The sequence below is a fragment of the Paenibacillus brasilensis genome (assembly GCF_009363115.1).
Lineage (GTDB): Bacteria > Bacillota > Bacilli > Paenibacillales > Paenibacillaceae > Paenibacillus > Paenibacillus brasilensis.
This window is the reverse complement of the sequence record NZ_CP045298.1, coordinates 2550098-2575402: the sequence shown is the minus strand read 5'-3', so window position 1 is coordinate 2575402 and position 25305 is coordinate 2550098. Positions and strand designations below refer to the sequence as shown.

The 25305-nt window shown below is 48.3% G+C and carries 18 protein-coding genes and 1 pseudogene; 14 read left to right on the top strand and 5 right to left on the bottom strand.

Going from position 1 to position 25305, the window contains the following annotated elements; genetic code table 11:
- Nucleotides 1–4 precede the first annotated feature (4 nt).
- Together GCU48_RS12050 and GCU48_RS12045 are read left to right on the top strand one after the other, a co-directional pair.
- Nucleotides 5–1309 (top strand): ATP-binding protein, encoded by a 1305-nt coding sequence (locus GCU48_RS12050; protein WP_152380147.1) that lies wholly within the window; start codon nt 5–7, stop codon nt 1307–1309.
- Between the two features lie 4 nt (nt 1310–1313).
- Nucleotides 1314–2243 carry a response regulator gene (locus GCU48_RS12045; RefSeq protein WP_025719678.1) on the top strand — a complete coding sequence of 310 codons (930 nt, stop codon included), beginning with the start codon at nt 1314–1316 and terminating at the stop codon, nt 2241–2243.
- A 65-nt stretch (nt 2244–2308) separates the two neighbouring features.
- Here GCU48_RS12045 and GCU48_RS12040 read toward each other — a convergent pair whose 3' ends face one another.
- On the bottom strand, nt 2309–2827 hold the full coding sequence (locus tag GCU48_RS12040) for a MarR family transcriptional regulator (protein ID WP_025719680.1): 519 nt from the start codon (nt 2825–2827) through the stop codon (nt 2309–2311).
- 76 nt (nt 2828–2903) lie between these two features.
- Nucleotides 2904–4424, bottom strand: coding sequence for a monooxygenase (locus tag GCU48_RS12035; protein WP_152380146.1), 1521 nt, complete (start codon nt 4422–4424; stop codon nt 2904–2906).
- Between the two features lie 312 nt (nt 4425–4736).
- Here GCU48_RS12035 and GCU48_RS12030 point away from each other — a divergent pair, with 312 nt between their 5' ends.
- Both GCU48_RS12030 and GCU48_RS12025 read left to right on the top strand, forming a co-directional pair.
- Nucleotides 4737–5234 (top strand): DinB family protein, encoded by a 498-nt coding sequence (locus tag GCU48_RS12030; protein WP_025719684.1) that lies wholly within the window; start codon nt 4737–4739, stop codon nt 5232–5234.
- A gap of 210 nt (nt 5235–5444) precedes the next feature.
- Nucleotides 5445–6644, top strand: coding sequence for an MFS transporter (locus tag GCU48_RS12025; RefSeq protein ID WP_152380145.1), 1200 nt, complete (start codon nt 5445–5447; stop codon nt 6642–6644).
- A 43-nt stretch (nt 6645–6687) separates the two neighbouring features.
- Here the strand turns inward: GCU48_RS12025 and GCU48_RS12020 are convergent, their stop codons facing one another.
- Together GCU48_RS12020 and GCU48_RS12015 are read right to left on the bottom strand one after the other, a co-directional pair.
- Complete coding sequence (locus tag GCU48_RS12020) at nt 6688–7509, bottom strand: endonuclease/exonuclease/phosphatase family protein (RefSeq protein WP_152380144.1); 822 nt, start codon at nt 7507–7509, stop codon at nt 6688–6690.
- Nucleotides 7510–7514: 5 nt separating this feature from the next.
- Nucleotides 7515–9179 (bottom strand): PTS transporter subunit IIBC, encoded by a 1665-nt coding sequence (locus GCU48_RS12015; protein WP_152380143.1) that lies wholly within the window; start codon nt 9177–9179, stop codon nt 7515–7517.
- A 243-nt stretch (nt 9180–9422) separates the two neighbouring features.
- Between GCU48_RS12015 and GCU48_RS12010 the strand changes: the two genes are divergently transcribed.
- The 6 genes from GCU48_RS12010 (at nt 9423) to GCU48_RS11985 (ending at nt 19085) form a co-directional block, all read left to right on the top strand.
- Nucleotides 9423–10445, top strand: a complete 1023-nt coding sequence (locus tag GCU48_RS12010) for a LacI family DNA-binding transcriptional regulator (RefSeq protein ID WP_152380142.1) — start codon at nt 9423–9425, stop codon at nt 10443–10445.
- 141 nt (nt 10446–10586) lie between these two features.
- Complete coding sequence (locus GCU48_RS12005; RefSeq protein WP_152380141.1) at nt 10587–12869, top strand: glycoside hydrolase family 65 protein; 2283 nt, start codon at nt 10587–10589, stop codon at nt 12867–12869.
- A 24-nt stretch (nt 12870–12893) separates the two neighbouring features.
- On the top strand, nt 12894–13553 hold the full coding sequence (pgmB, locus tag GCU48_RS12000) for a beta-phosphoglucomutase (RefSeq protein WP_152380140.1): 660 nt from the start codon (nt 12894–12896) through the stop codon (nt 13551–13553).
- Between the two features lie 261 nt (nt 13554–13814).
- Nucleotides 13815–15470 carry an SWIM zinc finger family protein gene (locus GCU48_RS11995; RefSeq protein ID WP_152380139.1) on the top strand — a complete coding sequence of 552 codons (1656 nt, stop codon included), beginning with the start codon at nt 13815–13817 and terminating at the stop codon, nt 15468–15470.
- Complete coding sequence (locus tag GCU48_RS11990) at nt 15467–18526, top strand: DEAD/DEAH box helicase (RefSeq protein ID WP_152380138.1); 3060 nt, start codon at nt 15467–15469, stop codon at nt 18524–18526. Before GCU48_RS11995 ends, GCU48_RS11990 begins: the two co-directional genes overlap by 4 nt.
- Before the next feature lie 214 nt (nt 18527–18740).
- Nucleotides 18741–19085, top strand: coding sequence for a hypothetical protein (locus tag GCU48_RS11985; protein WP_152380137.1), 345 nt, complete (start codon nt 18741–18743; stop codon nt 19083–19085).
- A gap of 111 nt (nt 19086–19196) precedes the next feature.
- Here the strand turns inward: GCU48_RS11985 and GCU48_RS11980 are convergent.
- Nucleotides 19197–19892: pseudogene (locus GCU48_RS11980) on the bottom strand (polysaccharide lyase); the annotation flags it as partial.
- A 213-nt stretch (nt 19893–20105) separates the two neighbouring features.
- Here GCU48_RS11980 and GCU48_RS11975 point away from each other — a divergent pair.
- The 4 genes from GCU48_RS11975 (at nt 20106) to GCU48_RS11960 (ending at nt 24992) form a co-directional block, all read left to right on the top strand.
- On the top strand, nt 20106–20627 hold the full coding sequence (locus tag GCU48_RS11975) for a ClbS/DfsB family four-helix bundle protein (RefSeq protein WP_025721330.1): 522 nt from the start codon (nt 20106–20108) through the stop codon (nt 20625–20627).
- A gap of 75 nt (nt 20628–20702) precedes the next feature.
- A complete protein-coding gene (gene udk / locus GCU48_RS11970; RefSeq protein ID WP_013368919.1) occupies nt 20703–21338 on the top strand; it encodes a uridine kinase in 636 nt (211 codons plus the stop codon).
- 238 nt (nt 21339–21576) lie between these two features.
- Nucleotides 21577–23136, top strand: coding sequence for a response regulator transcription factor (locus tag GCU48_RS11965; RefSeq protein WP_152380136.1), 1560 nt, complete (start codon nt 21577–21579; stop codon nt 23134–23136).
- A 38-nt stretch (nt 23137–23174) separates the two neighbouring features.
- Complete coding sequence (locus GCU48_RS11960; RefSeq protein WP_152380135.1) at nt 23175–24992, top strand: cache domain-containing sensor histidine kinase; 1818 nt, start codon at nt 23175–23177, stop codon at nt 24990–24992.
- Nucleotides 24993–25305 lie beyond the last annotated feature (313 nt).

Below are 25305 nucleotides of genomic sequence, written 5' to 3'. Positions count from 1 at the left end.
ATGGATGAAACTAAATACACTTCTTTTCCTGCTGATGCTTATCTTTGTACCACTGGCAGGTGAGTTGAATATTCACCCGTTCGATAATACATTTCGTCTCAGCTTCGGTACGCCCGTATTTTTTTTCTTTCTGTTATCCATTCGTCATATTCCGCCTGCATTATCGGGAGTGCTTGCAGGAATAGCTGTAGTCGTCTTTCGCATTTCACTCAATCATTTCCTCCAGCCCGGGTCTTCCTTTGAAGAGTTGCTGACTTTGCATGGACCTACCTTTTTTTATTACATGGTCTATGGTCTGCTCTTCCAGGTTCTTAACATTAATGCTGAGCCTTACCGCGCACTCCGCGTAGGCATCCTTTCTGTGGGGATTGAGGTTGCCGCAAGTGTAGCGGAACTTAGCGTCCGGCGGAGCATTGACGGTGACATCTGGGATATCGTCAAGATCAGCAAGGTCGCTCTCATGGCCATGATCCGCAGCTTCTTCGTGCTTGGGTTCTATAATATAATTCGCCTGAACCAGTCCGTCCAGCATGAAGAGGCACAAAGACAGCAGACTGAGCGAATTTTACTCCTTGTATCGGACTTGTATGAGGAGTCCGTCCAGTTAGGCAAAACCCTGTCGCACGCGGAGCAAATTACCCGTGAAAGCTACGAGCTGTACCGTGAGCTGCAGCAGGATGAATCTCTGAAGGATAGAGACCATTACGCTAGACAGGCACTTCGTATTTCAGGACAGGTCCATGAGATTAAAAAAGACAGCCAGCGGATTTTTGCCGGTTTGTCCAAGCTCATTGATTCCGAAAGTGAAGTGCATTATATGACTTCGCAGGAGCTTGGCGAGCTGATCGTCCGAACGAACAGCAAATACGCCCAATCGCTGGGCAAGTCCATCCGCTTCACGCTGAATTTCGATCCTTTGTTGCCCAAGCTGCATGTTTATACAGTTCTGACACTGATTAATAACCTGACATCCAATTCAGTGGAAGCGATGAATGACAGCGGAAGGATTGACGTGTCCATTCACTTTCTGCCGGGAAAAGAGGATATAATATCCTTTAGTGTCACCGATAACGGTCCAGGTATTCCTCAGCGCAAACGGGAAATGGTCTTCACACCGGGGTACACGACCAAGTATGATGAGGAAGGACAGCCTTCGACCGGCATGGGATTGTTTTATGTGCGCGAGGTCGCGGAGAGCCTTGAAGGAACGATTGAACTTCAACAGAATGAAGAAGAGAATACTGGTAGGGTACAGACTACTTTTAGAATCATATTGCCTTTACGGAAACTGACGGAGAAAGGAAGATAGTTCGATGCGTTTTTATATTGTAGATGACGATCAAGGGATTCGTTCTATGTTGGCAGACATCATTGAAGACGAAGGTCTGGGGGAGGTCGTCGGGGAAGCAGAGGACGGTTCCTATGTGAATAGCGGCCTGCTGGAGCTGAACCGGATTGATGTATTATTGATTGACCTGCTGATGCCGCTTCGTGACGGCATTCAGACGGTGCGCGCGCTCGGTGATCAATTCAGTGGAAAAATCATTATGATTTCACGAATTGAATCCAAAAACATGATCGGGGAGGCCTATTCGCTCGGTATTGAATACTATGTTGCCAAGCCCTTGAACCGACTGGAAATTATCGCAGTGATTCATAAGGTGGCCGAACGTCTGCGAATGCAGCAGTCGATTACAGATATCCAGCGCACACTGCAAGGGTTGTCGATGTTCACATCAAACAGCCCATCAGCAACGCTAGAACCGACTCGAAACATTGTGACTTCCGGACAGTTTCTACTCTCGGAAATGGGAATGATCGGCGAAGCGGGAAGTATGGATTTGCTAGACATGCTGGAATATCTGGACCAGTATGAGGAGGAAACAGGTAATCTATCGCCTCATCTGCTCCCGCCGCTCAAGGATATATTCGCTAATGTAGCGTTAAAACGGTTGGGACCCTCGGCCTCTGCGGCAGAGCTAAGCAAGGAAATCAAGGCATCGGAGCAGCGTGTCCGCCGCGCGATATTCCAGACACTAAGCCATATCGTATCGCTCGGATTGACCGATTATACTCATCCAAAATTCGAAAATTATGCGTCCAAATTTTTTGATTTTACGGAAATTCGCAAAAAAATGCTGGAGCTGCAAAACAATGTAGAGCCTTCTCTGTCCCAAGCCCGAATTAATACAAAGAAGTTTGTACAAGTGCTCTATACGGAAGCCAAACGACTATTACACTAAAAGCGAAAGCACCTGTATCCCCCACATGTGTCTACCACAGAGGATTAAACAGGTGCAAATCGCTCTTATTTCATGTCCTTTGGCTCCAAATTCTTGTCTTGCCACTCCATAGCTTCCAAGAAGCCAATGCCATCGGACAGCATACGCTTCAAGACATCCAATTCCTCCGAACTGTAGCGACTTAAAAATTCAAATAACTGATGCTGTACCTTAACATGCAGCCGTTCATGCACGAGAAAGAGTTTTTTTCCCAGCGGGGTTAGACGAAGATAAATTTCTTTTTTATTGTCGTTAAGCTGGGCTCTGCGAATCCAGCCTGCCTTGATCAGCTTGGTGCTGACTTTCGATACCGTACCTTTGCTCAGCTCAATCCGATCCGCTAATGTCGTCACATTAATCGGCTCATGTCTCCCGATACAGTCAATGACATGGACATCGGTGAGATTGAGTGAAGCTATCCCATCAAAATGCTCGTGGATTTCTTCGAGAAAAGACAAGCCCTCTCTCTGCTGATGCTGCTCCAGCTGGTGATTCATCTTAATAAGCAAATCATAGACATACTGAACTGCTGCGGTTTTTTCCATACAAACAAATGGTCACTCCTTTGGCATACTCCTCCCTTCATTATAACCCCTGTTTGTTTCGCTGGAAACAATATAGTTATAGCAATACCGGCTCTCCCCCACACCAGCGCGCGATGCCCTTCCCGATGGCACTTAACACATTCGTTGCTTCCACGGAAATGGCCCATGCAATATAACCATCCGGGCGTATGAGCACTGTATGGACATCGCTCCAGCCTACGGGCAATTCCTCAGCTACAGCCTCCACATATGACAGGTGCGCAAGCGGGGTATTGCATAGCTCGCCCGCTACTTTGGCATCCTGCGCCAGATGGAGCAGTACAAAACAGCCCTCATGGAGGAGATCATAGGCATACGATTTCGTTCCATCATTCATCAGCAGTGGAAAATCGGCAAACCGTTGCCCGTTCAGTGGATGCTGTGGCACCTCCTCACCTGCCGGATAACATACATCCAATGCACTCACTTGCTCTGCCATGGAACTATTGATTTCCGGATGACGGAACCATTCCTCCTGTAGCTGACGGTGCGCCAATACAGCAGACGTAAAGCCCAATAAGTGAGTCTGAATCTCCGTATTCCGCAGAAGCTGCGTGTTAACAGGGTAACGTTCGTCATGATAGCTATCGAGTAACGTGTCTGGAGCCCAACCCCGAATCACTCCTGCCAGTTTCCATCCCAGATTTGCAGCTTCTTGTAAGCCTACATTCATCCCCTGTCCTCCTGCCGGGAAATGAATATGTGCAGCATCCCCCGCTAACAGGGTTCTCCCCTTGCGATATGTTTCAGCCTGCCGCGTAGCATTTCCGAACCGGGATAGCCAGCGAGGATTGGATACTCCAAGGTCTGTACCCAATACATTGCGCAGTTCTGTCTGAATTTCTTCCAGCGTTACAGGCACGTCTTTCGAGACACGCATCAAATGGGGTGTAGTCAAAACAATCCGATAAACATCCGGTGAAACGGGGACAATCATCGCTCCCCCGCGCTCTGTGTATTCGGAACGCACCCCATTCTCAGGAGGAACAGTCAGCTCTACATCCCCTAAAACGGCGGTCAGAGTGGTATCTGTGCCCGGAAAAGCAATGCCCGCCTGCTTCCGTACGATACTGCCCGCCCCATCGGCTCCTACGACATAAGCCGCAGTCATGGCCGATACATTCGCCTGCGGGCCGGACACGTGTACACTGACCACTTCCACACCCTGATCCTGCTCCCGTACAGATACCACCTCCTCACCACGACGGATGACAACTCCCATCGCTTTTGCATGTTCTTCGATCACCTGCTCTGTCATGACCTGTGGGATAAACAAAGTATAATTAGATGAACTATCAAGCATCGAAAAATCTAAACGAGTATCCAGCATTGCAAAATGTCCTGTACTTATAGGTCTGCCATGCTCCATAAATCGTTCCTTCAATCCACGTATATCAAACATCTCAAGCGTACGTGGATGTAGCGTAAGCGCGCGTGATTGAGAAACAGGCTCCTCTAAACGTTCTATTACACAAACGCTTACCTTAGCCAAGGCCAGCTCAGCAGCTAGCCACATCCCAACAGGACCCCCGCCTACGATAATCACCTCATAATCCATGTTTCACACTCCTTTGTATAAGTTCATGCCTACCGCCTAATCGTTTCGTTTGAAACAATATATACATACGAAAATCTCCCCTATAACATTTTCGCATCCATATAAAATCATATCTGTCTATGATATTTTGTTTCTATTGAAACAATTTTATTTTAATTAAATTTATAATAATTATCAACTGTTTTTTTAAAAGTTTATTCCTCTCTCCAAAAACACACTCGCAATTTTTATTTTTGAAAATTAAATTGTATAATCGTTAAATGAATGAGAGCAAGCCAGATCATAGGCTCTCTATAGAAGGGATGATGATACATGTCAGATGCAAACCAATTATTCGGCCAAGCACTGGTTAAATCGCTGGTTGGTGAACGCGGACATATTCGAGTGGCCCGGGCATTACCGGACATTGATGTCGAGCTGGCAGGGAAGAAAAATGCAGAAATACCTTACAGCATTTATCAACTGTTGAAGCATATGATCTACTGGCAGCAATTTATGCTGGAGCATTTGGAAGGACGGAAGCCTCAGCTTCCCGGCAATGTCATGGAAAGCTGGCCCGAAGAGACCGGACCGCAAAGCGAAGAGGCATGGCAAGCTGTCATTAACGAATTCTTACAGGGCGTAGATCGGGCTGTGCAGATTGCCGAAACCGCGCAGCTGGATGATTCACTAGCTCATTTCCCAGGCGAGACAAAAGCGGGCCTGCTGCGGAATATTGCTTCTCACAACTCGTACCACTTGGGCGAAATCGTACTGCTGCGTCGTATTTATGGGGCTTGGCCACCACCCGGAGGCGGTTTTCCCGCATAACGAAAATACTTTCAGTAGCTTTATACGATAAAGGCCTCTCGATATTTAGGCACAGCGGGGAATGCATCCGCGTATCCTATGAGGAACCCGTTCCCCTTGTGCCCTGCTTCCTTCATATTCATCCTAGCTTGATTTGCAGCCATTCTTGCGTAATCAGGACTATTCGACCAACGGTTTCCATCATGCAAGGTTAAGAGAGGTTCCGATGATATGAAAAAGCACTTATATTTAAATCGCAATCTCATCTGTATGATTGTTATTAGCCTTATTGCCAACATGAGTGGGAGTATGATTCTTCCGCTCTTTGCGATTTATGTAGAGCAATTCGGGATATCTGCATTCCGTATGAGTATTTTATTTTCTCTATTTTATGTGGGGAGATTTGTAGGTGGAGGCCTGGCAGGACGGATTTACGAGAAGGTTGGCGCAAAGCGCCTTGGGTTGAGCTTACTCATCGCTGAAATCGTTTGTATGCTTCTGTTCCCAGTTGCAGAAAGCTTTATCATGTTATCCATCCTTAGATTTCTTCAAGGCTTGGTGGCTATAGGGTTAACTGTCTTTGTAAGAGTCACTATCAACCACATCAGCACCATGGAAAATAGAGGAGCACTCAATGGATATATCAGCAGCAGTGAAGGTGCAGGTATGATTTTGGGTCCTCTTATGAGTGGAATGATCGTTTCTTTTTTTTCTTTAGCGGTTCCGTTTTATTTTGTTGCTCTTTTCTCTTGTATATCCTTCGTAGCTGTTTCAAGAATGGCTTTCTTCCATTCCCCCGCACAACCTCAGCAACAGCATTCGCTCCCTCAGACATCCAAAAGAAAAACCATGTTAATGAAACAGTTACTGCTCTATTCTACCGTTCATTTCCTTGAAATGAGTGCATTCGCTATATTTTTAACGTACTTTTCCATATATGCAACCTACAAGCTACACTGGAGTCCAGCAGAAATCAGCCTGGCTTTCACAATCATCGGCATTTCAACCTTTGTATCGGCACCTTTGATTGGCCAAATATCTGATATACTCAAAGATCGCTTAATCCTCTGTATGGCGGGTCTGTTATTCATCATGGTGGAAATCGTTTTGTTTCTTTGGTTCACGGAGCAGTGGATTGTATACTTGGGAATGTTCGTAGGAGGCATTGGCGGAGCCTGTTATCTGGATTCATTTTACTCGCAGCTAGGAGACATTATTCCTGAGGAACATAGGAGCTTATTTATCGGCAGCGTCGTGTCTTTATCTGAATTGGGGGCCATTGTTTCTCCGATCATCGCAGGTGCGCTCCTTGAATGCTTTAGCATAAGCGCCCCCTTTTATTACAATATTATTTTGGTGTTTATTGCGATTGTTATCCAATATTTCATGCGATTAAGGTCGCAAACCTCAAAAAACAGGCCACTTGGATAAACAAGCGACCTGTTCCTTTACCTGTGATTACTTTACCTATTGTTTACAGCACCAATTCCACGGCAACTCCAAAATGATCAGATACAACCGATCCCGTCTTCCCGTTCAACACAACGGCTGAAGATCGAACCTGCACAGCCTGATTGGAGAAAACATAGTCAATCCGCAGCGGCTCCGCGTTACCTTCCCAGCCTGCAATGGCTTTGATGACGGTATGGCCCTCATCACGCACTGCTGCGTTCGAATAAGTATCCAACCAACCGGATTGCAGTACATAGTCATATCCTTCTCCACGCACTTCGGCAGCATTATTGAAATCTCCCATCATGAAAACAGGAGTGGGCGCCAAAGGGTTCAATATTTCCGTAGTACGATCCCAGAGTCCACGGAAGGATTCCTCATCATTCCACCAGTTATAGTGGCCACTAACAAACCATGCCGGTACCCCGTCCACCACAGTCTGAATGCCCACAATTTTACGCGAGCGGTAATTGTCATAATCGCGAAGCGAGGAAGCATATTCGTTCACCGTATCTGTAATCGGTGTCCTGGACAAAACCGCCAAACCCTCGTCGTATTTGGCAAAGCCAATATGTGCGGGCGCCCACGTCCAATGATACGCATCGGACAATAACCCGTTCAGTACATAAGCATAGTTATCACGCTTAATGACTATTTCAGAATCGGCGCTATAGTAAGAGCCCAAATCATCCGGTGACAAAGGCGCTTCTTCCATGGACTGATTCACTTCCTGCAAAGCAATGACATCAAACTGCTGTTCTTCAATAAAAGCAGCCAGTTGCTTTAGCTTTTCGAGCTGGTTTTCTTCCATCCAAGCATGTGCATTTAAGGTTAACAACTTCAAACTAATCACCTGTTGAGTATGTCTTGTATATCTGATTTAAGTACATCGGCCTTCGGTCCGTAGACCGCCTGAACCCCATTATCTACTTTAATCAAGCCCAGAGCACCCAGCGCCTTCCACGTCTTTTCGTCTCCGACGGCACTCGTGTCTTTCACCGTTGCACGCAGACGGGTCATACAGGCATCCACCTCGACAATATTCTGTTCTCCCCCAAGCGTTTTGATGATATCGGCAGCCAGTTGATTCTGTGTTAATGCAGCCGCCACACCCTCTGTCCCCGTAGTTCCTGCTTCGGAAGCCTGCTGAGGCTCTTCATCTGTATAGTTCCCCAGTCGTCCCGGCGTAGCCATTTGGAATTTACCGATCATGAAATAAGCGATAAAGTAGGTTGCCACCGCAAACACAACACAAGTCAGCACGAAATTGATAATGTCCTGCACCAAACCTGCTTTGATAGACAACGGCAATCGGGTCAGCAATTCAATCATACCAAACGAATGTAAACGCAAATGTATAATGTCGGCCATTCCGAACGCAATTCCGGTAAGAATAGCGTAAACCACATACAACAGGGGCGCCACAAACATAAACATGAATTCCAGCGGCTCTGTCACCCCGGTCAAAAAGACAGCTGCAGCTGCTGAAAAAATCATCGGCTTGTACTTGCCGCGCTTATCCTTGTCTACACGGCGATACATAGCCACCGCGAGTCCCATGAAAATTCCCGCACCGCCGATCATTTGCCCCACCTTAAAGCGGGCAGGCGTCACGCCTTCCAGCAATTTATTATAGGCTGCCGGATCGGTACCATGAAGCACACTCAGATCACTGGCCCAAGCCAGCCATAGAGGGTCTTGCCCGGCAACAACGCTTCCCGCTCCGGAACCCGTGAGTGTCGTGTAAACGCCACCAAGTTGAGTATAGTTAATAGGAACGGTCAGCATATGATGAAGTCCAAAGGGGATTAACAACCTTTCCAGTGTACCATAGACAAATGGAGCTACAAAAGGAGCTGACTCTCCCGAAGTCGCCAGCCAAACGCCGAACTGGTTAATCCCCCCCTGAACAAATGGCCAGATGGCAGACATGATCAAGCTGACGATAACAGACCATAAAATGACGACAAAAGGAACAAAACGCTTGCCGTTAAAAAAGGCCAAAGCATCCGGCAGCTTGCGGTAATTGTAGTACTTGTTAAATACCACTGCCCCGACGAATCCGGAAATGATACCAACAAACACGCCCATATTCAGTGCAGGTGCGCCCAAAATAGACGTGAAATAACCACTGACCGGAATGGTTGCACCAAAGAGAGTCTGGGTGGTTGCCCCCTCCTGTGTCAGCATCTTCGAGGACACGCCCAAAATCGTCCCTGTTGAAATATTGATGAGGATAAAAGCAATCAAGGCAGCAAAAGCCCCGCCTGCCCGTTCCTTAGCCCAGGAGCCGCCAATCGCCACAGCAAACAGAATGTGCAAATTATTAATAATACCCCAACCCAGATTCTCCATGACTCCGCCGACAGTTAACCAGAAATGGATATCGCCAGCCAACATCGCCACTACTTTACCCAGCGAAATCATAATCCCCGCTGCTGGCATGACGGCGACAACCACAAGCAGTGCTTTCCCAAGCTTTTGCCAAAAATCAAATGATAGAAGTTTTTTCATGCTCCTTCAATCTCCATCCCTTATAGTATGTACAGCGTTGTTCGTACCCTATATACATTATGCAATCGGTTGCACGATTATTATAATGATATCGCTTTCTATTGGCAATACCCTAATTTGTAAATATCTTCGCTAATGGCGACATGTTACTCGGAAAAAGTCGCGAATTTGTTGATTTTCGAGCAATATCGTATGATAGAACATAATATTTCCTGCTTGAGATAGCAAAAGGAGACGAAGACGATGGCAGTAACCATCAAAGATGTCGCAAAGCGTGCCAATGTTGCTACTTCCACCGTATCCCGTGTCATTCAAGACAGCCCAAAAATCAGCGAGGCCACCAAGGCACGTGTCCGCAGGGAAATGAAGGCGCTTGGCTATGAGCCCAATTATTCAGCCCAAAGCCTGGCAAATCGTGTCACACAGTCGATTGGCATTATTATGCCTGAATCGGATGTGGCGATCTTTCAAAATCCGTTCTTTCCGGAGAGCCTTCGCGGTATCAGCGAATGGGTAAATGAGCACAACTATACACTGTCGATTGTCACTGGGAAAACAAGCGATGAATTGCTATCCCGCGTAAAGCTGATGACGCGGACAGGACGCGTTGACGGCTACATTGTCCTGTACTCCAAGCAAGAAGATAGCATCGTGGAGTATTTTCATAAAGAAAAAATACCTTATACCGTCATCGGCAAGCCTCAGCAATTTGTCAGTGAAACCACCCATGTAGACAATGATAATTACCAGGCTGCCAAGGATGTAGTCACTTATTTGACTGGGCTGAATCATCGGCACATCGCCTATGTTGGCGGAGATCATGAGCGTATCGTAAATATCGAAAGACTCCGAGGCTATCAGGATGCGCTGCGAGAGGCCGGCTTGCCTCTACCGGACGAATATGTGGTTAGGGAGCCCTTTAGTCTGGAGGATGTGCAGGCATTATTGCAGGTTTCGCCGCCGCCCACCGCCATGATCGTGAACGACGACCTGGTAGCCATGGCAGTACAGAAAATGCTTTCTCAGCTCGGCGTATCCATGCCGGAGCAGCTATCCATGGTGAGCTTTAATAATTTGATGCTGGCTGAGCTGATGAGCCCCTCGCTTACTTCAGTGGATATTGACATCTTCACTTTGGGTTATCAGGCTGCCAAAAACCTGATCGAGAAAATCGAAGACCCCAAGGAATTGACCAAACACATTATCGTTCCCCATCGAATTGTAGAACGCGAATCCTGCCGCGCACTGTCATCCTCCGAGGAATGAACCAAAGCTGATTTTATGGACATCCATAAAATCAGCTTTTTTTTGCGTTGACAGGGCAAACGGTTGCACTATATACTGAACTCGCTCATATATTGGTTTCGTTAAAGCAACGATCTCATTTTCCGAGAGGGGTACGCAATCATGGTTTATAACCGATTATTTGACGTAGATAACTGGAAACTGACAACCCGCACTCTACATACCACACACATGCGATTACAGGAAAGCATAACGTCCATAGGCAACGGATACATGGGCATGCGCGGCAATTTTGAAGAGGCTTATTCAGGTGATCATCATCAGGGGACTTACATCTCTGGTGTCTGGTTCCCCGACAAGACCAAGGTCGGATGGTGGAAAAATGGCTACCCTGAATATTTTGGCAAGGTCATCAATGCGATGAATTTTATCGGCATCGGTCTGATCGTGGACCAGCAGGAGGTAGATTTATTTACCGCGCACGTCAGTGATTTTGTGCAGGAGCTGGATATGAAGCAGGGTATCCTGCGGCGGGCCTGTACCGTGAACGGTCAGGTGCGTATCACTATAGAGCGTTTTTTAAGCATTACCACTCGCGAGCTATGCCTGATTGATTACCAAGCAACGAATATAAGTGAACAACCTCTAACGATTGAGCTTGTCCCCTATCTGGACGGCAATACAAAAAATGAAGACACCAACTATGGTGAGGTTTTCTGGCTGGAGGAGGCGCGCGAGGTTCAAGAGGAATTCATCAGCCTCTCCACAACAACGATAGACAATCCCTTTGGCGTTCCGCGCTTTACCGTAAACGCTACCATGGGCATTGTGACCGAGGGACAGGAACTGCAAACGACAGAGGAGGGCTTTTTGTATGCGGCATGGCACTATCAATATATCGTCGCTCCCGGTGACAGCATCCAGCTGCAAAAGATCGTGGCTGTTACCACCTCACGAGACATGGAGAAGGACGCACTGATCCCACAAGCTGAACGCATCGCCGTGGAAGCTGTGAACAAGGGCTACGCAGCACTCAAGCAAGAGCATATCGCAGCTTGGGATAAACGTTGGGATAAAGCAGATGTTGAAATCGAGGGAGATGCAGAGGCTCAGCAAGGAATACGCTTCAACATTTTCCAGCTATTCTCTACGTACTACGGTGAAGATTCACGTCTGAATATCGGACCAAAGGGCTTTACGGGTGAAAAATATGGCGGTGCTACCTATTGGGACACGGAAGCATACGCCGTACCTATGTACCTGGCGCTTGCCGATCCCGGTGTGACCCGAAATCTGCTGCTGTACCGCTATCATCAACTGGATGGCGCAAAGCATAACGCAGCCCAGCAAGGGCTCCGGGGTGCATTGTATCCCATGGTCACCTTTACGGGTGTGGAATGCCATAACGAATGGGAAATTACCTTCGAGGAAATTCACCGTAACGGGGCCATTGCCTATGCCATTTACAATTACACGAATTATACGGGCGACTCGTCCTATCTTCACCAATACGGTATAGATGTACTGGTCGAAATTAGCCGCTTCTGGGCTGACCGGGTTCATTTTTCCAAAAGCCGGCAGCAGTATATGATCCACGGGGTTACCGGGCCGAACGAATATGAAAATAATGTCAATAACAACTGGTATACCAATACGCTGGCTGCATGGGTTCTAAAATATACGTTATCCGTCTTGCCGCAGATTTCGGCAGAGAAGCAGAAGCATCTGGCTGTTGCAGAAGATGAGCTTGGGCATTGGCAGGATATCATCGACCGTATGTATTATCCCTATGATGAGGAACGGGGGATTTTCGTACAGCACGATACCTTTATGGATAAGGATTTGCGGCCTGTATCTTCCCTTGATCCAAGCAATCTGCCACTCAATCAGAAATGGTCATGGGATAAAATCCTGCGTTCCTGCTTCATTAAGCAGGCAGATGTGCTGCAAGGACTGTACTTCTTTGGCGACCAGTTCACACTGGAGGAAAAGGCGCGCAATTTTGCATTTTACGAGCCAATGACCGTCCATGAATCCAGTCTGTCACCATCCATTCATGCTGTGCTGGCCGCCGAGCTTAAAATGGAGGAAAAAGCGGTCGAGATGTATAAACGTACGGCACGTCTGGACCTCGATAACTATAATAACGATACCGAGGATGGACTTCATATCACCTCCATGACTGGGAGCTGGCTGGCGATTGTGCAGGGCTTTGCCGGAATGAGAACGCATCGTGAAACACTAAGCTTTTCCCCTTTCCTGCCACAGGGCTGGAGCAAATATACGTTCAAAATCAATTATCGCGGTCGCTTGCTAAGTGTTCTCGTACAGGAAAATGAAGTCATCATTACATTGTTGGACGGAGAACCCCTGACGCTGGAGCTATATGGACAGCCGACACACATAACCAATGGGCAGCCGTTAATGACGAACAGTGTTTCATAATCCGGGCAGACAGGGGGAAAGCAAATGAAGGCAGTGATTTTTGACTTGGATGGCGTGATTACAGATACCGCCGAATATCATTTTCAGGCATGGGGAAGCTTGGCGGCGGCGTTAGACATTCCTTTTGATCGGGAATTTAATGAGCAGCTAAAAGGGATTAGCCGCACGGAATCGCTCGACAAAATACTGGCGCGCGGCAATCTGTCCGATGCTTATTCAGACGAAGGCAGGCGAGAACTGGCCACACAAAAAAATACCGAGTACCAGCGGCTCATCTCGGCTTTAACTCCCGCGGACGTTCTTCCAGGCATTAAAGCGCTTCTGGCAGAGCTTCAGGACGCGCGGATCGGCATAGCGCTGGCCTCTGCCAGCAAAAATGCAGCGTTTATTCTGGAACGGCTGGAGTTGACGCGCTATTTTGACAGTGTTGTGGATGTTACCGCCATCCGGCATGGCAAGCCGGACCCGGAAATCTTCCTCACCGGAGCAGCCAATCTGGGCGTTCAGCCTGCGGACTGTATCGGCATAGAGGACGCACAGGCAGGCATTCAGGCAATCAAGGGTGCCGGAATGTTCGCGGTCGGCGTAGGAACGCCCTCGCAAATGCAGGGTGCCGATATCGTGGTGGCTACTACCGCCGAGCTGTCTTTGAGGATGTTGGAGGATTATTTTTTCAGGGATTAAAAAGAGGATAAGATAAGCATAAGATGATAGGGTGCAGGAAGGGGATTTCTCCCCAACCCTGCTGATGGCTCAAGCCTTCTTACGTTGCAGCGTAAGGGGCTTTTTACTTTACCCGGTGGTTATTTTTCTTGGCTGTTTGGAAATTCATCCAAGCAGTTGCGAAATTAAACAATGCCGTGAGTAAATCTACATTCGTAACTGTTATAATGGAAGAGTTAAGCTACCATGAACAACTATTTCTCTCCCAGGAGACTAATGCATATGAAACCAACCTATCTTATGGATGATATACAGTGGCAGCAGCTTATCCAGAACGTAGCTGACCATTTTAATGATGTAACGATCAAACGAGGCTTTCAATATTTTAAGCAAGGAAGGGTTAAAGAATTCGTGATGCCTGATGCTGATCATATCGCAGCTGTCGTAGATGGAAGCGAGCTCTACGAAGTGGATCTCCACTTGAGCGCTTTTGCTGCCAGCAGATGCACGTGCCCGGTTCATACCAACTGCAAGCATATGATCGCCGTACTGCTGAATTACACGAATGAGCAGGATCGTTCCGTACATGCGTTGGTGAACGCCCGTTCAGCAGGCTTTACCCGGTTGGCTGCACAAGCAGGCACACGCACCACATCGCCTTCCCGGTCAAGCCTGTCACCCGATCGCAAGGAAGCAACCAGGAACGTAATCAGTAAAACAGCCAGCCTGATGCCGGACATGCCCATTTCAGAGTGGCATGATCTGTTCGATCAGTGCATCGCACTCAACCCTGTGAATACACAGAATTCTCAATATGTTCAAAGCGCCCTAGCCTCAATCTATGCCGTGAAGCCGCCGCTTTCACCCTACATGCAGCAGTTATATGAACTGCACGCTCATCTGTGTGTGCTGGAAAAGCTGGTGCCTCAATCCCCAATGGCGGGCTACCCCACCCATTCCTATATGGGGTATTACACGCAAATCGCCGCAGATGAGCTAAAAGAAGCGATCGAGCGTGATTTTGAGAGCCCTCTTGCACTAACCGGCGAACCCAAGCAAGAAGCCCGTATGGCAGAGACCTTGGCCTACTTACGCCAAAAAATGCTGACAGAATCGCGTAATGGTACTTATTTTTCTGACGCCTATTATTGGTTTTGGCTACGCTGGATGCGCCCTGAACGGCCAAACTCCGACATATATGCAGAGGAATTGGAGCATCTACAGGCGGCTGAAGAGAAGCTGGGTACAAATTTGGCACGACTTCCCTGGATGTTGGCCCAAAGCTGGATGCACGTATACCAGTCACAGGATGCTGCGGCCTGGACGATGCTCCAAGAGGCTGAACAGGCTTTTCCATTGAAAATCTCTTCGAACCAGTTGCTTTTATTCTTACACGCGCTCCGTGAAGTCCAAGACTGGTCTCGGCTCAAGGATGGACTGCGGCATATCGGCCCCTTGCTTCATAGCCATCGGGACGATCATTTGCAAGATTATATGCAGAATTGGAATCTGGTCTTGCAGCACCTTCCGGAAGCCGAACCGGAAATGTGGGACACACTGGTTGGCATGCTCCCTTTTGCCGGGGGAATGTATGAAGAGACACTGCTTGCCCATGAAAAATGGCGGCAATGGATCGACTATCAACTGAGCATACGCAGCGAGCCGTTGAGTTTTCGCGTAAGCGTTTTGCAGCCCATTGAAAAAAACGCGCCAGAGCTGCTGCTGCCCTACTACCATCAAGCGGTAGAACGATATGTGCTGGAAAAAAACAGGGTCAGCTATAAAGCAGCAGTCAAGCTATTGAAGCGACTGTCCAAGCTATACAAGAAAATAAAGCAAGAGTCGCGCTGGGAGCTGTTTTTCACCAGCTTCACCAGTCGTCATAGCCGCCTTCGGGCGCTGCAGGAGGAATTGCGGAAAGGGAAATTGTTATCATGAGCCAATATACCGAAACGATCACGGTACACATCCGATTAACTGCTTATGGAGACGCGCTGATCTATGGCGATTCTTCCATGAACTATAGCATTTCCGGCCAAATCCTAAAGCAGCGTTTGTTTGCTTGGCATGAGGCTTCCTTTTATGGTACCGAGTTGGAGGTGCAGCACGTTCAGGGCAATGATATTATCGTCCTTCCCTCCGAGCAAGTGATCCATTTTCTGGAAAAACGCGAGCTGCTGGAGCATATCGAATGGATCTGGGATGAGGTCCATGCCCCTTGGCTCCGGTCCATCCCTCTACTCGCCCATTGCATTGAGGCGAAGGCCTACGTCCCCAGCTTCACAGCATTCCAGGCAGGAAAGCTGCAATGGATTTGGGATGCAGAAGCACTGGGAGCACTGGGAGCACTGGGAGCACTGGGAGCACTGGGAGCACTGGGAACGCTGGATTCACCAGAGGCTCCGGCATCCGAGTTAACGCCGGAGAGCGCCCAGCTAACAGAGCTTGCCCAGCTTCTCAGCAGCTTGGAAAAAGACGAGCGCGAAGGAGTGGCAGCGGCGTTCTCGGCTGCCGTGTTCCAGCGCTGGTACGACACCGAAGCAGAAGCCGCCGACTTGCGAAGAGAGTATCCCATCCTCTTTGCCCCCAGCCGCTCGGTGGCTGCAGGTCTGGATGCACGGGCATGGCTGATTGCCATCGGCTGGAAAGCTGATACCGCGCCATTTCGGCCGCTTCTGCAACTGCTGGAGCCGGCACCCGAGGACGACGAATCGTCCTGGCAGCTCAAGCTTGTGTTGCAGGACAAGCAGGACACGACGCTGCTGGTGCCTGTACAGCTTGCCCACGATGGGTACGCAGCCGGCTCATGGCCCGATGCGTGGACGGCGCACGTCCGTGAGCGCTCAGCCGGATGGCTGGAACGCTTGACCGCCATTTTGCCTGCCGGGCAGCGTGCCGGCAGCCGTCAGGACGTGCTGGATCACCCGCTCACCGATGAAGCGGCGTGGCAATTCCTGACGACCGACAGCCAGCGCCTGCTGGAGGGCGGCTGGCAGGTGCTGCTGCCGGCTTGGTGGGAGGCAGCCACCCGCAAGAAGCCGAAGCTGCGGGCCAAGGTTCGCCCAGGCGAAGGCGCGGGACCGGGCGCCAAGGGCAGCTCGCTGTTCGGACTGGACTCGATTGTGCAGTTCGACTGGCGGGTTGCCATTGGCGATGCCGATCTAAGCGAGTCTGAGTTCGCCGAGCTGGTGGCCCGCAACGAGCGCTTGGTGCGCTTCCGGGGGCAATGGATCGCGCTCGACCCCGCGCTGCTCGCGCAGATCCGCCGGGCGATGGCCGGGATCGACAGCTCTCAGGGCCTGTCCTTTCAGGACATCCTGCAGCTGCACCTGCTCGGCAATGCCGATGAGCCTGAAGGCGACGCCTCAGGCGAGCAGCCAGAGGACGCGGCGCGCTTCCGGCTGGAGGTCGAGCTGAACGCGCATCTGCTGAAGCTGATCAACCAGCTTGGACGGCAGTCGGAATGGCCTGCACTGGACGTGCCGGACGGACTGCAAGCCGAGCTGCGGACCTATCAGCGGGACGGCTACGCGTGGCTTGCCTTTTTGCGGCGCTTTGGACTGGGCGCCTGCTTGGCAGATGACATGGGGCTTGGCAAAACGGTGCAATTTATCGCCTATTTGCTTCATCTACAGGAGATGGCCGCGGAGACAGGCGTCCGCTCCAGTTCTCTACTGATTTGCCCGACTTCGGTACTGGGCAACTGGCAGAAGGAGCTTAGCCGATTCGCCCCCTCCTTGAAGGTCCTGCTGCACTATGGAAGCAAGCGGGATCAGGGGGAATTGTTCCGCGAGGAAGCCCGGCAAGCCGATGTCGTCTTGACTTCCTTTGCGACTGCAACCCTCGATCAAGAGCTGCTCCAAGGCATGACCTGGGATTCGATTTGCCTGGATGAAGCGCAAAATATTAAAAATGCCCAAACCAAGCAATCCACAGCCGTTCGCAGCTTTCCTGCACGTCATCGTATAGCACTGACCGGGACACCTATTGAGAATCGGCTGTCTGAGCTGTGGTCTATTTATGATTTTATCAATCCCGGTTATCTGGGCAGCTCACGCGCCTTTAGCAATCGGTTCATGAATGCTATTGAGAAAGAACATAACGAGCAGCGAACGATAGATTTGCAAAAGCTGGTTCAGCCCTTCATGCTGCGGCGCAAGAAAAAGGACCCGGCGATACAGCTTGATTTGCCTGACAAAAATGAGATGAAAACCTACATTCACCTCACCTCCGAGCAGGGAGCGCTCTATGACCAGATTGTCAAAGAGCTGATGGAACGGATGCAGAAGCTGGAAGGCATTGAGCGAAAAGGAGCTATTTTATCCGCTCTTACCCAGCTAAAGCAGCTTTGTGATCACCCTGTCCTTTTGACCAAGGAAGCAGCTCTGAATGTCGCTGCTCCCGGGTATAGCCCGTCCGAGCTTGAAGTGCTTATCAGCCGTTCATCCAAGCTTGAGCGTATTCTGTCCATGGTTAAGGAGCTGCGGGCGGAAGGTGAGCGCTGCCTGATTTTCACACAATATATTGGCATGGGACGGATGCTCCAGCAGGTATTCGCTCAAGAATTGCAAGAGCCGGTGCTCTATCTGAACGGCAGCACGTCCAAAACCGCGCGCGACCGGATGATTGAGCAATTCCAATCTTACACGCTCCCCCCTGAAGAGCAGCCGTCTGTATTTATTTTGTCACTCAAGGCTGGCGGTGTGGGGCTGAATCTGACAGCGGCCAATCACGTCTTTCACTTCGACCGCTGGTGGAATCCGGCTGTTGAAAATCAGGCCACAGACCGCGCCTACCGGATGGGACAGACGAAGGATGTACAGGTACACAAATTCATCTCGCTGGGCACGCTGGAGGAACGCATTGATGAAATGCTGGAGAGCAAGCAGCAGCTTAGCGACCAAATTATTTCCAGCACCGAGGGCTGGATTACCGAGCTGTCGACAGATGCACTAAAAGAACTCTTCACGCTGCGGCGCGATTGGGCAGGATGAGGTCCCAAGTCGAACTATAATCCACATGGAGTGTCACTGCGCAGACGGATGGTGCTTCCCATTGTTGTTGCTTGTTCAGTACCGTTTCGCCTGCTCCGTTTTCATGCATTTTGAGTTCGATATAAACCTATTTTTTCAAATGTAGTTTATGGCACATTCCAAAGCTCCTTTGTACGCATCTACTATCTCATCACAACAAAGGAGTTGATTTGAAGTGGCCATTCGTCCTCCACAAACGCTGAAATCCACCGGCAGAAAGGTGCCTGTTACGAGATATCGCAATGTGAGTCCAACGCAAACCTTCCGTCGATTTACAGTCATCTGGGCTAACAATGATGGTGTCCCTTTTAACACGAGCGGATTTTTTGCTGTGCTCCGGCGTCTAGATGGAAGCTTTGTACAATCCGCAAACTTCGACAGTTTTGGTACTGTCCGATTTAGCAGAGTCCGCACACCTACGAACCAGCCTTATATTCTGCGTACCTTTAGAGACGATGGAACGCTATTCCGGGTTAAATCGGTACCTGCTGGCGTGTCCTCGTTTGTTGTTATCGGTTAAGAGCATGCCCAGCACAGCATAAATTCGGTTAACGAAAAAGCAGCCAGGAACAGAGCATATCTGTCCTGGCTGCTTCTTCGTGAATCAGGATTTTGCAAAATCCTCAAATACTTATTCGGAATCTTCCACCGCTTGTACATTTTTCGAAACGGCTGCTTTGTATACTGTTTTGAGCCAGTTTTCACTCGACCAGTTCAGCTTGCCTGCACCCGCTCCGTCCATGCCCTGCAATTGGGCAACCAGATTTTCAGGATTTTCGGCTGTGTAGCTGTATGTCAACGTTTTGAATCCATTCCAGGAGAAGTCCTTGGCTTTGACAGGATACGGAGCTAACGGGCTATTCGCATCGTCACTGCCTCCTCTGAACACGGTACCGTTGTCCGAGAGGATGACGTCCTCTGCTTTAATTTTGCCTGTGTAGTCCGCTTGGTTAGGGTCCTTTTGGTTATTACGGACAGGAGAAAATACATCAATTAAATACGATTTTTCTAGCAGTACCGCGCCATTTTCCGTTGAAATTGCCCCGTTACCTACTACGTCAAAATGATATCCTTTTGCAGCAATTGCTTTGGCCATGTCAGGTGTAATTCTTTTTTTGGCTCTGGCCAATCCGGCAGCATCCATAACGATGTTATATACATGAGCATTACCACCACGCAGAAGAGGCATACGATCCTGAATATCCAGGTAGTAATTATGATGCAGCGTTACTTCCAAATCTGCATTGTCGCCAGCCATTTCTGTAGCACCAATCAGATGCGCTTTCTTTTGTCCTGCTGCAATATCAATGATATCTTCTTTAGGCATATAAAGAATATTAAAATGTGCCTAATTACTTATCTTTTGTCTTAATTTCTCTATTAATTTTTCGTTCTTTTTTCGCGAACACACCAAATGCTCTTTCATAAAATCACAAAAATCGCTATTTTTTTATTTTTGAATAAGACATAAGGCTGTCATATTAGAAGTGGTACATATAAACAGGTCAGCATCATAAATACAATGCAAAGGAGCAATCAGATGTCCAGCTACCAGTACGTTTCCAAAACGGAGTTAAAAGAAGCCATCCATGCCTCCTACTTGTTGTTAGACAGTGAATTCGAGGAGATAGACGAGGATCAAAAGGATATTCGGATTCCCGAGGTAGATAAAACCCCCGCAGAAATGATTGCCTACCAGCTCGGATGGCTTCAGCTTGTAATGTCATGGGACAGAGACGAAAAGGAAGGAAAAACTGTCATCATGCCTGCACCAAATTATAAATGGAATAGACTAGGCGAGCTTTACCAATCCTTTTACAAAACCTATTCCCACCACTCTTTACGTGAATTACGGCAACTATTCAAGCTAACCGAGCAAAAGTGGCTGGATTGGATTGACACACTCAGTCATGAAGAACTCTTCGTACAGGGCGTTCATAAGTGGACTGGCAGTAATCCGAACTGGCCCATGGCCAGATGGATTCATATCAACTCTGTGGCACCTTTTAAAACATTCAGGGCCAGGATACGAAAATGGAAGAAATACAAAGCTCAACATTGATGAAAAAAAGTGTGCATTGTGCTACAATACTTGAGTTGTATCGGGATAGATTTAGGGAAGGGTAAGTGAAACGCCATGCTTATTATTGGTATTGCCGGCGGTACAGGTTCCGGTAAATCAACGGTAGCACGCGCTGTCGTTGAACGTCTGGGATCTAATAAAGTGACTTTCATATCTCAGGATAACTATTATAAAGACCATTCACATCTGAGCTATGACGAACGTGCTTTGGTCAATTATGATCATCCGTTTGCCTTTGACAACGACTTGCTTATCGAGCATCTGCAATGTCTGAAAAAAGGACAAGCGACTCAAGCGCCAGTGTATGACTTTACGGTTCATGCCCGTTCCACTGACGAGACGGTAGAGCTGCTGCCGAATCATATCGTTATGCTGGAGGGACTGCACGTGCTGTCTGACGAAAAACTCCGTAGCCTGCTCGACATTAAAGTATTTGTGGATACCGACCCTGATGTGCGTATTCTTCGTCGGGTTCTTCGAGATATCGAGGAGCGCGGCCGCACCATCCATTCGATCCATGATCACTATTTGACTACGGTTAAGCCTATGCACGAGGCATTCATTGAGCCTTCCAAGAAATACGCAGACCTGATCCTTCCTGAGGGGGGACATAATGAGGTCGGTATTCAACTGCTATCTATTTTGACGGAAAAATATTTGGCAGGGGATCGGACATGGGGTACGGTTTAGGGTAATCCCGGTTAGTTGAGGCTGTCGAGATCTTCTCGATGGCCTTTTTTGTCGTTTTATATGCCAATGGAACTAATTTTTTTTTTTGGATTCCCGTGTGGTTTATGTTAGCATGTAAAGATTAAATGCTTTATATTTGAATTAAGTTGGAAGCGTTGTCAAGCGTATGCCTCAGATGATATGACATCCGCGTTAATGCGGTCTTTTTTGAATAGGTATAATGACGGAGAGTGCTGCCATGAATGAGCTATGCAACATTTTGATTGTGGATGATGAGATCTTGGTGCGGCAAGGAATCAAGCACTATTTATCGTGGGAAAAGTACGGTTTTCGGATTGTAGGCGAGGCCTCCAACGGGAAAGAAGCGCTGGAGCTGATTGAAGCCCTGCGTCCTCATATTGTCATCACGGATATCGTGATGCCGATCATGGACGGTGAGGAACTGGCCCGAATAGTCAAACAGAACTATCCGGATATCGAGGTCATTGTGCTCAGCAGCTACGGCGAGTTTAATTACGTGCGATCCACCTTTCAGCAAGGGGTTGCTGATTATATTTTAAAGCCCAAGCTGGACACGGATGAGCTGCTGCAAGTGCTCCAGCGGACAGCTCACAGAATCCCAACCATTCAATATCAGGCAGATGCTGGAGATAATCAAATTACGATGGATCATGTGATCGAAAAGCTCATTTCCGGCTATAGCATAGAATATGACACTGAATTGCTAAAGCAGGCATTTCCATATGCCCGTTTTGCGCTTATAGGTATAGAGCAACCGGCTCAACAGGGTACAGGCCGCTCCTACTCTGCCTCAGACCTATTTTCCAGGCTTACGGATCGAGTGACATCTGCCTGTGGACAAATCGTACTCCGACCCTTACCGTCCGATGCTCATGCGGCCGTTTTTTTAGCCAATCTTGATCCGCAGAAGGCAGACTCCTGGATGACTGCGGTCAGGGAAGTGGCACAGGAGACGAAGCAAGCTGATCTACAGATCGGCTGGGCGGTCAGCCACCTGTTTGATGATTTTAATCGGATTAGCGAGGTCTATCAGGATGAACTGCCGAAGCTGCTCAGCTATCGCTTTTATTTCCCGGAAACAGCGCTGCTGATGGAAGACGAACTCCCCCAGCCTGCTCAAGTGGACAGCTCATTTAACTTGAAGCAATTCACGGAGGAGATGAAGCGCGAGCATTTTGATACGGCTTTTCAGGATTTGAGATCTTATGTAACAGCCATGTCCCGCAGCTATAACTCTACCGCTTTTGAGTTTAAATCGCTGCTTGGGAACTTTGTGTTCAACATTACAATTTTACTTGGGAATCAGGGGTATGATATGAAGGAACTGGATGCAGCCAAATACTCCTATTTCAAAAGAATTAATGATGCACCTCACGTACATGAAGCCGTGCGATTGCTGGAGACCTTTTTAGAGGAAGCGAACAGGCAGATCATGGCCAAAACGCAGCAAGGCAGCAGCGCAAGCATGAAAAAACTGCTGGCATATATTGAGGAACACCATGCTGAAACGCTCAATTTGACGACACTTGGACAATATTTTCATTTTAATCCCTCCTATTTGTCCAGTTATTTTACAACCCATCATACAGAGGGTTTCAGTGAGTATCTGAACAAAATTCGAGTGGAGAAGGCCGCGGAGTTGTTGCGGTCGGGTACAATGTCCATCTCCGATATTAGCACCACTGTCGGCTATTCGGACCCTAGCTATTTTACCAAAGTGTTCAAAAAGATGACGGGGTACTCACCCAGTCAATACCGCCGGGATCATCTCCATTAAAGAGCAAGTGTATATCTGCAGCAGAAAAGAGATTAAACATGAAAAGGTATATTCATAAAATCAAATATCAGGGTTTGTTCTTCAAAATATTTATCGTTATGGTGGTCAGCATCACTGCGGTGTCGTTGCTGACCTCTTTGGTGACGATTCGCATGTCTGAACGACTCTTTGCCGAGACATTCAGTATTACGAATGCCAAGGTACTCAGTCAAATTCAGTCCAGCTTTGAGTCCTTCAATGACTCGATTGTGAATGCCGTAACCCATGCCTCGGAAAACGGGACGGTCAAAAGCTACCTGACTGGCGGCCAATCTGACTCTATTAACTCGGCACGCATCTACTTTGGTATGGCACAGCAGATGAAGCAGATCAAATCAAATGTCGACGCCTATGATGTCAGTGTTGCGGTAACGGGCATGAACGGCCGCAGCTTCTATTCTGACTCGTCCTACTGGCCGGTAACTGCGGAGGAGCTTAAGAACAGTTTGATTACAGCCCGAAGCGCGGCACAGCCGACACGACTGATGTATCAATTGGATACGGATCTATTGCGTCAGCAATTGAATAATAATACCGGACAGAAACCGACACCTTATATTATCGCCTCGAAGGCATTTATGGAGCGAACCAGCGGCACCTTGTACGGCATGATCTACATTGCCATTCGCGAGCCGGAATTCCGCCGCTTCTATAACAATTTCACAAGCAATGGCAATGATGTTCTCATTTTGGACAAGTCGGGACTGATTGTATCGAGCAACCGTCAGGACCTGATCGGACAACGCTCCAATGAACTGCTAGGCTATGCCACAAAGATCAATGAGCAAGGGCTAAATTACATGAATGCGAACGTGATGAACAAGGATAGCATCCTCCTTTCCAACTATATCCCTTCGTATGATTTTTATCTGGTTAACATGATCGACAGGCAAACTGCGATTGGGCAGATCATTGACGTCAAATCCGTTGTATTCATCTGCATTACTATCGTGCTGATCGCCTTGCTGATCGTTTTTCTGATTTCCCGTCGCCTGATTCGTTCTTTGACTCGGCTGGTCAAGCAAATGTCGACGGTCCGCGAGAAAAATTTTGATAACTATCTCCCGGTAACGGGCAGCTATGAGGTCAGACAGTTGAGTCATGCCTACAACTACATGCTGGATGAGCTGAATGACTATATTCGCAAGCTGCTGGAGACGCAAAAAGAGCAACGAAACGCAGAGCTTGCCGCGCTACAACGGCAGATCAACCCGCATTTTCTGTACAACACACTGGCTTCGATCAAAATGCTGGTGCTCAAAGGAAACAAGGAAACCGCCGCCGAGACGATTAACGCGCTTATTTCCCTACTGCAAAATACAATCAGTAACGTAAGTGAGACGATCACGATTGAGCAGGAAATGGCCAACATGCAAAACTATGTGTTCATTAACCATGTGCGCTATGGGCAGCGGGTACAGGTGAACTATTTTATATCGCCGGATTGTCTGGAGTACCATGTGCCCAAGCTGATTATTCAGCCTTTTATCGAAAATTCTTTTTTCCATGCGTTTAATGAGAAAAATGCAGGTCACATCTATATATTGGTGTCCAAAACGGAGGATACTTTGATCTGTGAGGTGGTAGACGATGGAGACGGTATGGATTTGGACGGGCATACGGCAAAGGACGGACTGCCCAATCCCAAGAGCAAGCGCCAGCTGTTCACTGGCATCGGCATCCAGAATGTGCACAACCGCATTACTCTTCTGTATGGAGAAGAATATGGCGTGACCATCTCCAGCAAAAAAGGTGAAGGCACCAAAGTGAAAATGACACTGCCATTGATCGTAAAACCCGCCCCTCCTATCTTATAAAAAATATAGGCTGAACTTAAGACAAAGAAGGTGGAACAAGAACGGAGTGGGCGGAATGGTGCTGTACAAGCGTAGCGGTCGCCTAAAAGCTTTCCATAGGAAAGCTCGCATCGGAAGCATAAGCTGTATCCAGATTTCAACCTTATATAATTTGAATAAAGAAATCTGGATACAACAGCGATGGGAAGCACCATCCGACCGCGTAGTGGCGCTTCGTGTATAACTTTAGTTCAACCTAAAAAAAGTACCTAAATCCAAGGAAAATACAAATGTAAGCGGTGCCTTTTTTGATAATTGATAATAATAAGACAAA

Coding starts and splice junctions, on each gene's coding strand:
- GCU48_RS12040 (WP_025719680.1), bottom strand. CDS start 2,827: ATGGAAAAAACCGCAGCAGTTCAGTATGTCTATGATTTGCTTATTAAG.
- GCU48_RS12025 (WP_152380145.1), top strand. CDS start 5,445: ATGAAAAAGCACTTATATTTAAATCGCAATCTCATCTGTATGATTGTT.
- pgmB (WP_152380140.1), top strand. CDS start 12,894: ATGAAGGCAGTGATTTTTGACTTGGATGGCGTGATTACAGATACCGCC.
- GCU48_RS12050 (WP_152380147.1), top strand. CDS start 5: ATGAAACTAAATACACTTCTTTTCCTGCTGATGCTTATCTTTGTACCA.
- GCU48_RS12035 (WP_152380146.1), bottom strand. CDS start 4,424: ATGGATTATGAGGTGATTATCGTAGGCGGGGGTCCTGTTGGGATGTGG.
- GCU48_RS12045 (WP_025719678.1), top strand. CDS start 1,314: ATGCGTTTTTATATTGTAGATGACGATCAAGGGATTCGTTCTATGTTG.
- GCU48_RS11975 (WP_025721330.1), top strand. CDS start 20,106: ATGTCCAGCTACCAGTACGTTTCCAAAACGGAGTTAAAAGAAGCCATC.
- GCU48_RS12015 (WP_152380143.1), bottom strand. CDS start 9,179: ATGAAAAAACTTCTATCATTTGATTTTTGGCAAAAGCTTGGGAAAGCA.
- GCU48_RS11965 (WP_152380136.1), top strand. CDS start 21,577: ATGAATGAGCTATGCAACATTTTGATTGTGGATGATGAGATCTTGGTG.
- GCU48_RS12030 (WP_025719684.1), top strand. CDS start 4,737: ATGTCAGATGCAAACCAATTATTCGGCCAAGCACTGGTTAAATCGCTG.
- GCU48_RS12010 (WP_152380142.1), top strand. CDS start 9,423: ATGGCAGTAACCATCAAAGATGTCGCAAAGCGTGCCAATGTTGCTACT.
- GCU48_RS11995 (WP_152380139.1), top strand. CDS start 13,815: ATGAAACCAACCTATCTTATGGATGATATACAGTGGCAGCAGCTTATC.
- udk (WP_013368919.1), top strand. CDS start 20,703: ATGCTTATTATTGGTATTGCCGGCGGTACAGGTTCCGGTAAATCAACG.
- GCU48_RS11990 (WP_152380138.1), top strand. CDS start 15,467: ATGAGCCAATATACCGAAACGATCACGGTACACATCCGATTAACTGCT.
- GCU48_RS11960 (WP_152380135.1), top strand. CDS start 23,175: ATGAAAAGGTATATTCATAAAATCAAATATCAGGGTTTGTTCTTCAAA.
- GCU48_RS12005 (WP_152380141.1), top strand. CDS start 10,587: ATGGTTTATAACCGATTATTTGACGTAGATAACTGGAAACTGACAACC.